This window comes from Pseudonocardia endophytica (assembly GCF_004339565.1).
Taxonomy (GTDB): Bacteria; Actinomycetota; Actinomycetes; order Mycobacteriales; family Pseudonocardiaceae; genus Pseudonocardia; species Pseudonocardia endophytica.
In genome coordinates this window covers 513,121-527,782 of the sequence record NZ_SMFZ01000001.1, presented here as the reverse complement: position 1 = coordinate 527,782, position 14,662 = coordinate 513,121, and the positions used below count along the sequence as shown (strand labels likewise).

Annotated in this window: 15 protein-coding genes; 9 read left to right on the top strand and 6 right to left on the bottom strand. The window is 69.7% G+C overall.

Annotated features, from left to right (window positions below):
- Positions 1-63: 63 nt before the first annotated feature.
- On the bottom strand, positions 64-681 hold the full coding sequence (locus tag EV378_RS01975) for a hypothetical protein (RefSeq protein WP_132421049.1): 618 nt from the start codon (positions 679-681) through the stop codon (positions 64-66).
- On the opposite strand from EV378_RS01975, the gene EV378_RS01970 reads away from it, so the two are divergent.
- The 9 genes from EV378_RS01970 (at position 674) to EV378_RS01935 (ending at position 8,369) form a co-directional block, all read left to right on the top strand.
- Positions 674-1,525 (top strand): hypothetical protein, encoded by an 852-nt coding sequence (locus EV378_RS01970; protein WP_165922105.1) that lies wholly within the window; start codon positions 674-676, stop codon positions 1,523-1,525. The two genes, EV378_RS01975 and EV378_RS01970, sit on opposite strands and share 8 nt — an antisense overlap.
- A 26-nt stretch (positions 1,526-1,551) precedes the next feature.
- Positions 1,552-2,136 carry a hypothetical protein gene (locus tag EV378_RS01965; protein ID WP_132421047.1) on the top strand — a complete coding sequence of 195 codons (585 nt, stop codon included), beginning with the start codon at positions 1,552-1,554 and terminating at the stop codon, positions 2,134-2,136.
- A 284-nt stretch (positions 2,137-2,420) separates the two neighbouring features.
- Entirely contained in the window at positions 2,421-2,609 is a 189-nt protein-coding gene (locus EV378_RS36990; RefSeq protein WP_424511200.1) for a hypothetical protein, read from the top strand.
- A complete protein-coding gene (locus EV378_RS35755; RefSeq protein ID WP_207908798.1) occupies positions 2,563-2,730 on the top strand; it encodes a hypothetical protein in 168 nt (55 codons plus the stop codon). Before EV378_RS36990 ends, EV378_RS35755 begins: the two co-directional genes overlap by 47 nt.
- A 491-nt stretch (positions 2,731-3,221) precedes the next feature.
- Positions 3,222-4,382, top strand: coding sequence for a serine hydrolase domain-containing protein (locus tag EV378_RS01955; protein ID WP_165922104.1), 1,161 nt, complete (start codon positions 3,222-3,224; stop codon positions 4,380-4,382).
- A 217-nt stretch (positions 4,383-4,599) separates the two neighbouring features.
- Positions 4,600-5,625 (top strand): AraC family transcriptional regulator, encoded by a 1,026-nt coding sequence (locus tag EV378_RS01950; protein WP_132421045.1) that lies wholly within the window; start codon positions 4,600-4,602, stop codon positions 5,623-5,625.
- A gap of 110 nt (positions 5,626-5,735) precedes the next feature.
- Positions 5,736-6,554: an SDR family NAD(P)-dependent oxidoreductase gene (locus EV378_RS01945; protein WP_132421044.1), complete on the top strand. Its 819-nt coding sequence runs from the start codon at positions 5,736-5,738 to the stop codon at positions 6,552-6,554.
- 36 nt (positions 6,555-6,590) lie between these two features.
- Entirely contained in the window at positions 6,591-7,559 is a 969-nt protein-coding gene (locus tag EV378_RS01940; RefSeq protein ID WP_132421043.1) for an alpha/beta hydrolase, read from the top strand.
- A gap of 564 nt (positions 7,560-8,123) precedes the next feature.
- Positions 8,124-8,369 carry a hypothetical protein gene (locus tag EV378_RS01935; protein ID WP_207908549.1) on the top strand — a complete coding sequence of 82 codons (246 nt, stop codon included), beginning with the start codon at positions 8,124-8,126 and terminating at the stop codon, positions 8,367-8,369.
- Between the two features lie 365 nt (positions 8,370-8,734).
- Here the strand turns inward: EV378_RS01935 and EV378_RS01930 are convergent, their stop codons facing one another.
- The 5 genes from EV378_RS01930 to EV378_RS01910 form a co-directional block, all read right to left on the bottom strand.
- The gene (locus EV378_RS01930) at positions 8,735-9,949 is read right to left on the bottom strand and encodes a TetR/AcrR family transcriptional regulator (protein WP_132421041.1); all 1,215 of its coding nucleotides are present in this window, start codon (positions 9,947-9,949) and stop codon (positions 8,735-8,737) included.
- A 63-nt stretch (positions 9,950-10,012) separates the two neighbouring features.
- Positions 10,013-10,876 (bottom strand): SMP-30/gluconolactonase/LRE family protein, encoded by an 864-nt coding sequence (locus tag EV378_RS01925; RefSeq protein ID WP_132421040.1) that lies wholly within the window; start codon positions 10,874-10,876, stop codon positions 10,013-10,015.
- Positions 10,873-12,489: an AMP-binding protein gene (locus tag EV378_RS01920; protein WP_132421039.1), complete on the bottom strand. Its 1,617-nt coding sequence runs from the start codon at positions 12,487-12,489 to the stop codon at positions 10,873-10,875. The genes EV378_RS01925 and EV378_RS01920 overlap by 4 nt, the downstream gene beginning before the upstream one ends.
- Positions 12,486-13,529 (bottom strand): acyl-CoA dehydrogenase family protein, encoded by a 1,044-nt coding sequence (locus EV378_RS01915; protein WP_132421038.1) that lies wholly within the window; start codon positions 13,527-13,529, stop codon positions 12,486-12,488. The genes EV378_RS01920 and EV378_RS01915 overlap by 4 nt, the downstream gene beginning before the upstream one ends.
- Positions 13,522-14,661 (bottom strand): acyl-CoA dehydrogenase family protein, encoded by a 1,140-nt coding sequence (locus tag EV378_RS01910; RefSeq protein WP_207908548.1) that lies wholly within the window; start codon positions 14,659-14,661, stop codon positions 13,522-13,524. Before EV378_RS01910 ends, EV378_RS01915 begins: the two co-directional genes overlap by 8 nt.
- Position 14,662: the final 1 nt, after the last annotated feature.

Here is a 14,662-nt window from a genome sequence, read left to right as displayed (position 1 = left end):
GTGTGCCCGACCAGCGCCGTAGGGACGACTCCACTAGTCGATCACTGTCACTCGACCAGCGTTCTAGAGGTTTCCGGTGTCGTCGTCGAGGTGGTGACTGCCGTTCTCGATTGGCTGTTGGGCCTGTAGACGGGTCAGTGACCGTCGCAGCCGAGACACCCACCATGCGAAGCCCGCTCCGAGCGCCGTGAACACCAGGCCGGCGATGGTCTGGGGGTTGGCCCACCAGTCCTCGTGGCCGCCGTTGACCAGCCACAGCGCGCCGAGCGCACCCTGGGCGGTCGCCTGGGGCAGCGCGGCGCGGATGGAGCGCTCGGCAACCCGGGCCGCGACCGCGTGATGCTCCGGCTCGATGGGATCGCCCCGCCGTAGTGCTCGCGAGATACCGCGCCGCTGGGTGTGGCTCAACCGTTCCCACGCGGAATCCACCGGCGGCGACCCGCTCGCCGGCCTGCCGGAGAACAGCGCCCCGAACACGAGCACGAAACCCACGACAATGATCAGTGCGACCACCCCGAGCACGACCCACAGCAGCGGATCGACCAGGGCCGCCGGTACCAGCCGCAGCGCCCCGAAGACCGTCACCGCCACACCGAACTGGAGCGGCGTCCACCGCCATAGCCAGCGAAACCAGCCCGACTCGACTCGGGCCGGCTGCGCGTTCTCGGGAGAGTTGGCCATCGCCGGCTACCTGTGCCGTCGAGACCGGCCGCGGCGGCCCATGCGGAACGCATCCATCACCCGGGACCGTAACCCGCACCGACGGGAGCAGGTGACACAAACCGGGAAGATCGGTGACACTGGGCGGATGGGTGATCGGTCGAGAGGCTACGGCGTGTCCGACGCCGCGGTCGACGTCGCTGAGGTCGAGCGGGCGGCCGCCGCGCGGGAACGACGCGAGCTGCTGCGGCCGTCCGCCCTCGCCGGGGTGGTGGTCCTGCTGGCGGCGTTCATGAGCGGCGCGGTGCTGGTCCTGGCGCAGGTCGACCCCGAGGCTGATCTGGCGACCAAGCTCGTGGCGCTGGGCGGGGTAGTGGTCGTGTGGTTGCTGGTGACCGCGGTGGCGGCGGCGGTCCTGGTGTGGGGGTTCGTGCGGCTGCGGCGTCGCGGTTGGCCGATGCTGGCGCGTTCGCCGCTGTGGGAGCTCGACAGTGCTGTCGCGCGGAGGGATCTGGTGCGGGCGATCCGCCGTGGTGATCCGATCCCGGCCGGGCAGGAGCGGTTGGCGTTGCGCACCGCTCGGCACGTCGCCGCGGCCCGTCGACGGCGGTGGTTCACCGCGGTGGTCGTGGTCCTGGCGGTGGTGCTGCTCGGGGCCGGGTGGCTCGTGGGCGGCACGTCCCCGTGGGGCACGGCCGGGTTCGTGGTGGTCTACCTCGCTGCGGGGATCGCGTTGCTCCGATCGCAGGTTCAGATCGTCGCGGCCGTGCCACGGCTCGAGCACCTGGCCAGCCTCACGACGGGCACGTCGACCCCGGATCGGCCGCGCCGACCGGAGGACGATCCGGGTCAGGGCCCACCGTGAGCGCAGCAACGCCGAAGGAGCCGGCGATGACCAGTGAGTCGCCCCCGCCGTCGGAGCGGGTGGAGCTGACGGGGCCGGGTCCGCTGTGGAGGTGGCTGCCGCGGGCGTATCTCGTGTTCGGTCTCGCGTTGGCGGGGTTCTCGGTCGGCGACCTGGTCGTGGCCGTACGCAGCGCCGGCTCGATCTCCTTCGGGCAGGGCGCCGTGGCCGTGGCGACGGTCTTGTTCACCGTGTCGCCGGCGGTGCTGGCGTGGCGGTTCACGTCCAAGCCGCACCCGCGGAACCGAACGCGGGTGAATGAGCTGGCGTGGGCGCTCACCCCGGCCGAGCGGCGGGCCGTCGGGCGAGCACTGCGCCGTGGCGATTCGATCGATCCCGAGCACCGGCCGTACGCGGTCGCGGCGACCGCCGCGAACCGCCGGGCGCTCTTCTTCCTCGCGCTCATGCCCGCAGTCGCCTGGTCGCAGGTGACCACCACTGCGGCTGGGGAGCTGGGGTCGGGGTTCTTCTGGTTCCAGCTCGGTGTCGCGGGCGTCGTGAGCGTCGCCATGGTCGGGTCGCTGCTGCTGCAGCTGCGCCACGAGCGGTCCGTCCGCGCCATCAGTATCTGATCCCCGACCTCACCGGTCGGCACGACTCGTGTGTCCAACTACTCTGCGGTTCGCCGTTTACCGTACGGTTCGATTTGTGCCTGAGGACCCCGGGAGTGAGCAGCGGTCGCTGGTCACACCCGAGCCGGTCATGACGTCGGGGGTGCTTGTCGGCTACGGGCGGGCCTCGACCCACGGGCAGCGCCTCGACCGGCAGATCACCCAGCTGCGGACGGCGGCTGCGAGCGGATCTTCACGACAAGCTCTCCGGCCGGGATGGGGCCCGCCCGGAGCTGCTCGCCTGTATGGACTACGTCCGGCCCGGGGACCTGGTCGTGGTCACCGAGCTGTCCCGGCTGGGGCGCTCGCTGAGTGACGTCGACCAGGCCCGGCAGGCCCGGCTGCTGCTGAATCGCCCGGTGGCGTCGATCGCGCGGCTGTTGGGGGGTGCCGCGTACGACGCTGTACAAGCACGTTCCCGAATTACGCCCTGACGGAGGCGGCCGCGCCGCGCTGATCCGCACGGTGCAGGCCGAGGCGCTCGCCGCCGACGACGCCACCCAGCTGCCCGGGAGGTCCGGGCTGCCGCTACCCACCACGATCGACCGCTCGTGACCGGATCTGCGCGGGCGGCTCGTGGCTCGGGTCGGTTCCTGGCCCGGGTCGCGCTCGACACGCACGGCGACCAAACTGCCTCCCGGCCGAGCCGGTGATCACGCCTGGCTGCCGCGATGTCGAGCACTGTCACTCGACCGTCGTTCCACGCCCACGACCCTTCACGCGTCCGCCGGGCCTGGTCGCCAGCGACAGCGACGGACACGGCCTCCCGCGCTACTGCCCGGTGATCACGAGCTGGGTGCCCGCAGAGGTGGCGGTTGGCCGGCCAGACTCGGTGCCTGGCGATGGCGTTGCTGTAGACCAGCTGGGTTCGTGCCCGGCCGGCAGGGTCGGAGTCGGACGGGTGTGCCACGGCGAGGACTCGCGCGGCCACAACTCGTAAGAGTCTGGCCGGTCGCGGGATACCTTCGCCGGCCGCTCGTGGTGATTCTGACGTCGTCAGATGCCACGCCCGCTCAGAGCTGAGCAGGAGGGAAGCGATCATGCAGGTGGCCGCACCTGAGTCTGTGGGGTTCGACCCGACCCGTCTGCAGCGTCTGCACGACGCGCTGGACGCCGACGTCACCGAGGGGACCTACGACGGAGCACTCGTCGCCGTCGGCCGCAACGGCCAACTGGCTGCGCTGGAGGAGGTCGGGTACTTCGACCGGCAGACACAGCAGCCGATCAAGCAGACCGACCTTCTGCTGACGATGTCGGTCAACAAGCAGTTTCTCAACGTCGTCGCGCTGAGCTTCGTCGAACGGGGGCTGCTGCAGCTCACCCAGCCGATCGTCGAGGTGCTCCCGGAGTTCGGGCAGCGCGGCAAGAACCGGGTCGCGCTCTGGCACGTGCTGACCCACACCAGCGGCGTCTTCTCCGGGGTGGCGCCGCTGCCTCCGGAGGATCTGGCCCAGTACCAGAAGTGGGCGGAGTACGTCTCGGGCACGGCCCCGGAGTCCGAACCGGGCACGCAGGTTATCTACTCGCTGCTCGGCGCGCACGCGGTGCTTGCGTCGGTGCTCGTCGCGGTGGACCCGGACAAGCGCACGCTGCGCCAGGTCCTGCAGGACGAGCTGTTCGACCCGGTCGGCATGGCTGACACGTCGCTCGGCCCGTCGGGCGACGGCCGCCCGATCGCCCCGGTCGTGCAGCGCTACTCGCGGCCGTCGGGCATATTCCACGCCGCCGAGATCGAGGCCGTCGGTGGCCTCATCACTGCCGAGGGCACCGAGATGCCCGGTGGCGGCGGCATCACGTCGATCCACGACCTGTGGCGGTTCGCGGAGATGCTGCGGGCCGGCGGAGTCGCCGGTGAGAACCGGATCCTCTCCCCGGCCACCATCGACCTGGCCACCCGGAACTGGACCGGTGACAAGGTGAACTCGCTGTTCAACTACGCCGTCGACATCCGGAACTGGCAGCCCTGGCCGGCGACGGTGGGGCTGGGGTTCTTCGTCCGGGGCGAGGCGCTCACCCCAGGTCCGCTGCCGAACCTGGCGAGCTCGCGCAGCTACGGCGGGTGGGGCGCGGGCAGCACGATCTTCTGGGTCGACCCCGAGCGCGACCTCACCTTCGCGATGCTCACAACGGGGATCCTGGAGGACACCGACCACATCGTGCGGTGCCAGAAGCTCTCGGATCTGGTCCTAGCCGCCGTCGTCGAGTAGACAACGCCGCTCGGTTCCGGACCGGCCGTCCGTGGAGTGTCCCCGCCGGGAGTTTGCTGCGATGCTGATCTATGTCGATTCTATCCCGCCTCAGGGTTGAGCGTAGGAGCGGATGACCATGCAGATGATCTGTCGCTGGTCCATGTACGTGTATTGCGGACGATCTCACCGGTCGCGCGCGGGCGCGGCGGAGAGCTGAGCGGGCCCGGGTTTCGTTATGTGGGATCTACGGGTACCGCGCGGCACTGCCGCCATCCGCGACCTGATCGCGACCAGCGGGCTGAGCCCCGCCGAGGCGGTGCGGGGCACCCGGGTCTCCGCCGAGGACGTCCTGGATGCCCGCGGTGAGATCCGGCCGCGGGACGAGCTTGTGCTCGTCGCCAACATCATCCGTGCGCGTCCGGAGTACTCCGACATCGGCCTGGACGCAGGGAACCGGTGCCGGGTGGCGGACTTCGGGCTCGTCGGCCTGCTGATCCGGTCGAGCCGGAACTTCTCCGAGGGGCTTACCGAGTCCATCCGTTTCCAGGACCTGTGTCATCCGCTCCCACTGAGCAGGCAGCGCCGGGTCGGGAAGCAGCTGGTCATCGAGATGGAGCCTGATCTGTTGCCGGCGGAGCTGCACGAGGTCGTGGTCGACTATCAGATCGCGGCCATCGCGAGGGTGTGGGACGAGCTGAGTGCGTCCCGACCCGCACGGGTGCTGGCGCTGAACCTGACCGGATCGCCGCGGCCGCATACGGCCCGGTACGGCGAGATATTCGGGAAGACGCCGATGTTCGGGGCGGTGAGCAACCAGCTCGTCCTCGATGCGACACCGTTCGACGAGCCGCTGGCGTCGGCCGCGGAGACCGCGGTCCCGCAGCTGAAGGACGGCTGTCAGCGACTCTTGCTACGCAGGCACGCGCGCGTCGGCGTGGCCGGGGCGGTCCTTGACCAGCTCGAACGGCACGAGGGCCGCGCCGGGCTCGGGCTCGTCGCCGACGAGCTGGCGATGTCCCCGCGATCGCTGCGGCGGGCGTTGCTCGCGGAGGAGACGTCGTTCCGCAGCCTCGAGGGGCAGGTCGGGCTCGCGCGTGCGGTGAACCTGCTGGAGGGGACGGATCTGTCGATCGACCAGATCAGCCGCGATCTGGGCTACAGCGCGACACCCGCGTTCACCTACGCATTCAAACGGTGGACGGGAACGACACCGGCGGCCTTCCGGCGCCGCAGCGACAAGCACCGGCGCGACGACAACTGATCCGAATAACGACTCCGGAGAACCGCATAGCCCGGATGCGGTGAAACGGGGCCGGCGCGACGCGTGCCGGACGATTTCCCCGATCAATATTATCGTGAGGGAGAACTGTCATGCCTACTTTCAGTGGAAAAACTGCAATCGTGAGCGGGGCGGCCGGCGGAATCGGCGGCGGCGCGGCACTGCGTCTAGCCGAAGGGGGAGCGGACCTCGCGCTGTTCGACCTCGACGAGTCCGCGATCGAACCGACCGCCGAGAAGTGCCGCGCCGCGGGGGCGGAGGTGCTCACAGCGCGTGTCGACCAGACCGATTCCGCGTCCGTCCAGCAGGGTATCGACCGGACGGTCGAGCACTACGGTGGCGTCGACATCCTGTCCGCCAACGCCGGCTACTGCGCCCTGTCCACCCTGCTCGATCAGCCGCTAGAGGAGTGGAACAAGCACCTCGCGGTCAACCTCACCGGAACCATGCTGCTAGCCCAGGGCGTGGCGCGGAACATGGTCGAGCGAAAGAGCGGTGGGGCGATCGTGATCGTCTCCTCCGGGGCCGCGGTCCAGCACGTCGACCAGGCCTCGGCCTACTCGGTGAGCAAGGCCGGGGTCAAGATGCTCACCGAGGGGCTGGCCTCCGAACTCGGGCCACACCGGATCCGGGTGAATGGAATCATGCCGGGACTGATCGAGACCGGAATGGTGTCGCCGATCTTCGACCTGAGCTCCACCTCCAAGGCACGCCTGATCGCGGGAACGCCGGTAGGGCACCTGGGTACCCCCGACGACGTCGGCGCACTCGTCGCATTCCTCGCCTCCTCGGACGCCCGCTACATCAACGGGCATTCGGTGATGATCGACGGTGGTGCACTGTTGCACGATTTCCAGTGGTTCCACCAGGACTATACACAATCGCACGACGAGAATTGGACGATGATCTGACAGTTCGTTAGCGGACCGTTCGATGATGGAGTCAAAGTGACGACGAACATCAGTCGGCCACCATTCGATCCGGAGCTGGAAGTTGCGCTCGCAGTGGTGACCAAGCAGCTTCCCCCCACTATCACACCGGACATGATTCCGCAGCTCCGCGAGGCGACCCCGTTCTCGGTCACACCCGACGAGATGCTGCGGCAGGCCGGAATCTCGCGCACGGATTTCCGCTTTCCCGGACACGAGGGCGCCAGCCTGGAAGCCTCGGTGCTGACGCGCGAGGGCCGTTCGGGGTCGGGGCCGGGCGTGCTCTACGTCCACGGCGGAGGAATGATCAGCGGCGACCGGTGGGTGGGCCTGCCGCACGTCGTGCCGTGGGTCCTCGACCTCGACGCGACGGTGGTCACGATCGAGTACCGACTGGCACCTGAGTACCCGGATCCCCATCCGGTCGAGGACTGCTACGGCGCACTCGTCTGGGCTACCGAGAACGCGGCAGCACTCGGTATCGATCCCGACCGTCTCATCATCGCCGGGCCGAGCGCGGGCGGTGGGCTGGCGGCCGGAGCGGCGCTGCTCGCCCGAGACCGCGGCGGTCCCGCACTGGCCGGGCAGGCCCTGCTGTACCCGATGCTCGACGATCGTGACGCGACCGTCTCGACCACTCAGATCGACGGCGTCGGCGTGTGGGACCGGACGAGCAACATCACCGGTTGGTCGGCTCTGCTCGGCGACCGCAGGGGGACCGACGACGTCTCGATCTACGCTGCACCCGCGCGGGCGGTGGACCTGGCTGGTCTCCCCCCGACCTTCATCGACTGCGGAACGGCCGAGGTGTTCCGGGACGAGGACGTCGCGTACGCCTCCGCCCTGTGGGCGGCGGGCGTGCAAGCGGAGCTGCACGTGTGGCCGGGTGGTTTCCACGGGTGCGATCTCATGGCCCCGCAGGCCGCGATCACCCAGGCCATGTACGCCGCCCGCAACGAATGGGTGGGACGCATTCTTTCCCATTGATCACAGAAAGTGGCGCCGCTCGCAACCGAGTGCGGCGACACTCTGGCCATATGTCTTGGCTCTTCGGCTGCCCTCTGTATCGCCCGGCGCAACTGGAGTCGCCTTGCCTTTGTAGTCCGCAGCTTTCTCGGAATGCTTTGCCTCCTTCTTTTTCCTGAGGTTCGCGGCGCCGGTTACTGGAACTAGACATATGCAGCCTCCTGGAGCGGTTGGTTGTCCGGTCCGTCCTGAAGGTAGGGTTCGACTTAGAGGTCTAGCCTGAATGCGACAGCGACTCTAAGATTCACCAAGGGTGAGCCGATCCGGGTCTCGGAGTCTCTGATGGCATGGAGCCAGAAGACCTTCTGACAGCAAGTCTTGACAGTAACCCCGGTCGACCTGCTCCGGCCTGCGCACACCCGAGCAGCGATCTGAGCCGGTACGGGTTGTCACACCGCCGCTGGTCAAAAGCGTCTCGCCGCGAGCTATCGGCACTGCTCGGCACGGGGGAGCGCCTTTCACGCCGAAGAGGTCGTGTCGTCGTTTGCCCCCGGCCGACTCCGCGGGCGGTCTACGGTGGCCGACATGTCGGCCATGCCCTCGCCACCGTTCCCGGACCCGGATTCCGAGATCTTGCGCCTGATCATCACGAATGCTGTCAACGCCATGGAGAGCGGCGAGACCGATGCGCGCGGTGCGATCCTTCATGCTGCGGTGCACGGCTGGTACGAGGGCCACATCCAAGGCGAGGACGCATGCCCCGGCTGTGACTTCCGCGGCGAACTGCGCAAACAGCAAGATCGCGGTTGGGTCGATCCCGAGATGAACTGATCGTCGGAGCGGGTCGGCGCTGGGGACCATCTGGGGACCACACGTCGTGCGTGCTGCTGAACTTCTCCAGCATCGGCACCTCGTTCGAGCGTGGACCACTTGTCGTTCTGTCAACGGGTGGTGAGCCTTGTCGCTTGATGCTGGAGCCAGGCTCATGGGCTTGGGAACGCCGCCCGGGGTCATTGCGCTGCTACCGCGTGGGTCGCGGAGGAGCGAGTCGTCGACCTTCCGGCACGACGACGGCTGCGGCCGCCGGCGCCGTCGTTGGCGAGATCTCCGACGGGCCGCGGGCGCGACCGAGGCCCACCGCTGCCGGATGATCCGGAGTGATCGCGCTCCTCGGCGGTCGGGACCGTCGGATTCGTCTATGCGGGGTGTGACAGACCGAGGGTTGCGAGCGCTGCGGCCGACAGCTCACGTGCGGTGGTCGGGTACCGGTTGAAGTGCGGGATTCGTGCGCAGTCGTCGACGATCGTCTTCGCGGTTCTGACCAGTGTCGCGGCGGTTGCGTCGGGGAGGTCGGGGCGGGCGACGGTCAGCCATCGCTGCCATTCGGCGATGTAGTCGGCCTGGGTGCGGTCGACGCGCTCCCGGGCGGCGTCGGGGAGGTAGAGCCGTTCGGTGAGCCAGACGGCGAGGAGATCGGGGGCGTCGAGTGCGACGCGGACGTACCCGTCGACGAGCAGGCGGATGATGACGTCGTCGGAGGTCGAGGTGTGCAGGGCGCGGGTCATCTCCAGCGCCAGCCACTCGTGCAGGCGGGTGACGGCGGCGACGAGGATGTCGGCTTTGGTGTCGAAGTACCGGTAGAGGCCCGGGCCGACGATGCCGACCCGGCCGCCGATGTCGTCGATGCCGACGGTGGCGAATCCCTTGGCGCGGAACTCTCGCGCCGCTGCGTTGACGAGCTGTTCGCGCCGGGCGAGTGGTGTCCGACGGGCGACGGCCGGGGCGTCCGCCGCGTCGGCCGTGGCGGTGCTGCCGGTGTGCGCTGCGGGAGCGGCGATCACCCGCTTGCTCGCTCCGATGAGCTCGTGGGCGAGGCGCGGCCGGGGGAGCGAGGTGTCGTAGAAGCCGGCTCCGGAGATGATGCTGACGATCACCCAGCTGCGGATGTCGGCGACGTCGGCGGGCAGGTCGCTGCGGGGTGGCGTCACGAGGAGCTCGTTGAGGCGCGCCGCGATCCATTGGGTGCGGCTGCGGACCAGCCGGAAGTCGTCGGCGTCGAGGTGGCGTGCTTCGCGCTGCCACAGCAGGGAGAGCCGGCGGCTGTCGAGGGCGGCTTCGGTGAGGGTGGTGAGCGTGGCGTCGAGGTCGCGCTGGGCGGTTGGTTGCTCGGTCAGCGCTGTGATCGTGTCGACGACGTGTTGTTGGTCTTCGAGCACGACGTGGGAGAGCAGCGCCTGTTTGTTGTCGTAGTGGCGGTAGAGGGCCCGGGCGGTGATGCCGCTGGCCTCGGCGATGTCGTCCATGCGGACGGCGTGGAAGCCGCGGACGCTGAACAGCTCGCCGGCGTTGCGGGCGATCTCGGCGCGCCGGATCCCGGATCGGGAGCGCGTCGGGGTCCTCGCTGCGTCCATGCCGTGGTCTCCTCCCGCCGTGTAGATCCTAGATCTCGGCGGGAGGAGCCCACGGCGGGTGTGTCAAGCGGGGGGCGCGCCCACCTGCCCGACCGTCGCGGTGGCGATGGCGCCCTTCGACTGTCCCTGGATGAACTCCTCGAGCGAGGTGGTGTTGCAGGCCAGGTAGAGGGTGTCGAGGTGGTCGCCGCCGAACGCGCAGGCCACGGCCTGTGCGCCGGTCACCGGCACCTTGTCGGTGAGCTCGCCGCCCTCGACCACCCTGAAGAAGCCGGAGTCCTCGCCGGGTGTGAGGGCGTTGCCGAACCACACGCCGCCGTCGGCGTCGAGGGCGATCCCGTCCGGGGTGAACGTGGGCGGCAGCTGTGCCCAGACCCGTTGGCCGGTCAGGGATCCGTCGGGCCGGACGTCGTAGGCGGTGATCCTGGCGCGGAAGGTCTCGGCGAGCAGCAGGACCCGGTCTCGGGTGAGCGCCATCCCGTTGGGGAACAGGACGTCTCCGTCGACGCGGTGGACGGTGCCCGACGGGTCGATGTGGGCCAGTGCGGTCGGTTTCGGGTCCTCGGTGCCGACGGCGAATCCGAAGTTTCCGACGTAGGCGTGTCCGCCTGCGGTGACGAGCATGTCGTTGCCGGGGCCGCCTGCGACGTGGCTGAAGTCGGCGTACGTGCTCAGCGAGCCGTCCGGGCCGATCCGTTGGACGGTGGCGTCGGTCTGGGACACGACGAGTGCGGTGCCGTCGGGCAGGAAGCCCAATCCCGAGGGCGCTCCCTGCACCTCGGCGACCGTGGTCGCGTGACCGTCGGAGCCGAAGGTCATCACTGTGCCGGCGAAGAAGTCGCTGGCCCACAGGGTGCCGTCGTGCCAGCGCAGGCCTTCGAGGAACCGGTGGCCGGAGGCGAACTCGGTCAGGGTGTGCTGCTTCATCGCGTCACTTCCATGTCGGTTGTCGAGGTCGGTTCGCGGGATGCGTCGTCGCGCGCGAGGTCGCGCAGGCGGAACTTCTGGACCTTGCCGCTGGCGTTGCGGGGCAGTTCGTCGAGCAGGATCAGGCGCTCGGGGAGTTTCTGGCGGGCCATCCGCCGGGCCGTCAGCCAGTCGACGATCTCGGGCAGGGTCACGACCTCCGTGCCCGGCCGGCTGACGACGACCGCGCAGACCCGTTCGCCGAGGATCGGGTCGGGGGAGGACACGACGGCTGCGTCGGTGATCGCCGGGTGTTCGACGAGGTGGTCCTCGATCTCCTTGGCGCTGATGTTCTCGCCGCCGCGGATGATGATGTCCTTCTGCCGTCCGATGATCTCGACGTAGCCGTCGGCGTCGATGCGGGCGAGGTCGCCGGTGCGGAGCCAGCCGTCGTCGGTGAAGGCGGCGGCGTTGAGTTCGGGGTCGAGGTAGCCGAGGAACAGTTCCGGACCACGGATCTCGAGTTCGCCGTCGGTGGTGAGCCGGACCTCGGCGGGACCGATCGGCCGTCCGTCGGTCCGTGCCCGTTTGTCGACGGGGTCCGAGACATTGCAGGCCGTCGCGGTCGGGTACTCGGTGGAGCCGTATCCCCGGCTGACGGTGCAGCCGAGCGCCATGGTCGCGGTTCTGATCAGCTCCGGTGGCACGTCGGCGCCGCCGCAGGCGAAGACACGCAGCGAGCTGACGTCGCGCTCCGGCAGTGACGCGTGATGGACGAGCCCGTGCAGGAACGGCGTGGCCGCCACGGTGAACGTGCACGCGTGCTGCTCGATGAGCTCCAGCGCTCGGCCCGGTTCCCACACGTCGAGCAGGACGACGGTGCTGCCCAGCATGAACGGCAGCTGCAGGCCGTAGAGCACACCGATGATGTGGCCGACCGGGGACGGCATGAACACGACATCGGCCGCGGAGAGGCCGAAGAACTCGATGATGCTGCGGTTCTCGTGGTCGAGCGTGTCGTGGCTGTGCAGCGCGCCCTTCGGCACCGAGGTCGTGCCGGAGGTGTACAGCAGCAGGGCGATGTCCTGCGACGTCCGTCCGACGTCGATCGGGTCCTCGCGGCCCTCGGCCAGCAGGTCGCCGAAACTCGGACGGCCGGGCTCGCCGCCGACCACGACGACGGTCTCCAGCGCGGGGACTTCGGCGCGGAGGTCGTCGACCATGGCCGGGTAGTCGAAGTTGCGGAACAGGTGCGGGACGACGGCCACTTTGGACGCGGCCTGGCGCAGGATGAACGCCGTCTCCTGGTGCCGGTAGATGGGGATGATCGGGTTGCTGACGGCGCCGAGCCGGATCGTGGCCAGGTGCACGATGATCGCCTCGGCCCAGTTCGGCAGCATCCAGGACACGACGTCTCCTGGTACGACGCCGCGTGACCGCAACGCTGAGGCGAACCGGTTGACCGCGCCGTCGAGCTCGCCGTAGGTCCAGGACCGTCCACGGTCGACGACCGCCACCGCCGCCGGTGTCCGCGCGGCGGCCGCGGCGAGGTAGCCGTCGATCAGGTTGCCCGCCCAGAAACCGGCGTCGATGGTGCGGCGGGCGTGCTCGTCGTCGAGCCTGGTCGCTTTCACATCTGCCTCTCGGTGGTCAGGATCGTGGAGCCGATGACGTGCTGCAGTTCGGTCTCGTCGCCGTACCAGCCCCGTAGCGCCATGGCTCGCCGGTAGAACCAGCTCACGTCGGTCTCGGTGGTGAAGCCCATCCCGCCGTGCAGCTGGATGGCGTCCTCGCAGACCCCGACCGTGGTGGCCGCGGCGTGTGCCTTCGCCGTCGAGGACAGGAGCGCCAGATGGGTCGGCGATGCGTCGCGGGCGTCCTCGAGGGTGGCCAGGCAGAGGTTGCGCAGGCCGGTCGACCGGGCCGCCATGTCGGCGGCGAGGTGCTGCACGGCCTGGAACCCGCCGATCGGCCGATCGAACTGCTCGCGCTGCCCGACGTAGGTCACCGTGTGTTCGAGGGCGCCCTGCGCGATGCCGCTGAGCTCGCAGGCGAGCAGGAGCCGGGCCCAGGCCCTGAGGCGGGTGACGAGGTCCCCGTCGACGACGACCGTGTCGGCGGTGGCTGCGTCGAACTCGACGCGGGCGAAGACGGTCCCGGGGTCTGCGCTGCCGACCGACTCGATGTGCACACCGGGCGCCGTAGGGTCGACCAGGCACACCGACGCGCCGGCGACGACGACGAGCACGCCCGCCTGCGCGGCGAAACGCACCGCTCCGACGGTGCCGGTGAGCTCCTGCCCGTTCAGCGACACCGAGCCGTAGTCCGCCGCCCAGTCGTGCGTGACGCCCGGGTCGACGAGCGCGGGGGGTGTCCCGGCGGGGTCCGGGTCGAGGTCACCGATGAGCGCCGGCAGCAGGCTGTTCTCCATCTGCGGGCCGATGACCAGGTGGCGTCCGTACTCCAGGAAGACGCGACCGAGATCGGCGGTCGACGCTCCGATCCCGCCGCGGTCCTCGGACACGGCCAGCGAGTACCACCCGAGATCGGCGAGCTCGGCGGCGAGTCCCGGGTCCCAACCTCCGCCGTCGAGGAACTTGCGGCGCCGGTCGTCCGCGTAGTGGCGGGTCAGGTAGTCGTCCACCGCGGACGTGAGGTCGTCGTGCTCAGCCACGGGGCAGCCCCAGGAGTCGTTGCGCCACGATCGTGCGCTGGATCTGCGCGGAGCCGCCGTAGATGGAGGCGGCCCGCGAGTACAGGTGCTCGTGCGCCCACCGGTCGGCCCGCAGGCCGGCGGGACGGGAGCCGGGCACCGCGCGCAGCGGACCCAGCAGCCCCGCGATCTCGGCGAACACGGTCTGCTCCACGTGGTTGAGCACGAGCTTGTCGACCGAGTCCAGGGGTGTCGGGCCGGTGTCGGCGAGGAGCCGGGCCGTGGTCTGGCGGGTCTGTGCGTCCAGCACCCGCATCGCGACGTGTGCTCGGCCGATGGCGGCCAGGACCCGGTCGCTCGGGGTGCGGCTCCCTCGGAGCTCGTCGATCGCGTCCTCGAGGGCGACGTCCAGCTCGACCCGGCGCCGCAGCGTGGCGGCGCCACGCTCGCTGCCCAGGGTGTGCGTCGCGATCGCCCAGCCCTCGTTCTCGGCGCCCAGCAGGTTCCGGCGGGGTACCCGGACCTCGTCGAAGAAGACCTCGCAGAATTCGCGGTCGCCGGTCATCTGCCGGATCGGGCGGGCTGTGATCCCGGGGCTCGTCATGTCGACGAGCAGGTAGCTGATGCCGGCCTGCTTGCGGACGGACGGGTCGGTGCGGACCAGCAGGGCACACCACTGCGCCTCGTGGGCCCAGCTCGTCCAGATCTTCTGCCCGCTGACCAGGTAGTCGTCCCCGTCGGCGACCGCTCGGGTGCGCAGGGACGCCAGGTCGGACCCGGCGCCCGGCTCGGAGAAGCCCTGGCACCAGATGTCCTCTCCGGACAGCATGCGGGGCAACAGCTCCCGGCGTTGCCAGTCTGTCCCGTACCGGTCGATCGACGGCCCGACGACCTCGAGGCCGATCAGCCCGACGGGTTGCGGGGCCCTGGCTCGTACGAGTTCCTCGACGAACACCAGCTGATGGGCATGGGTGAGGCCGCCGCCACCCGCCTCCGGCGACCAGGCGAGGCCGACCCAGCCGGCCTCGAACAACGTCTGTTGCCAGCGCCGGAGCACCGCGAAGCGCTCGTCGAGGTCGAGGGGGACCTCGGGTGGCTCGGCGTCCGAGAGCCAGCTTCGGGCACGGGTGCGGAAGTCTTCGAGTGACTCCACG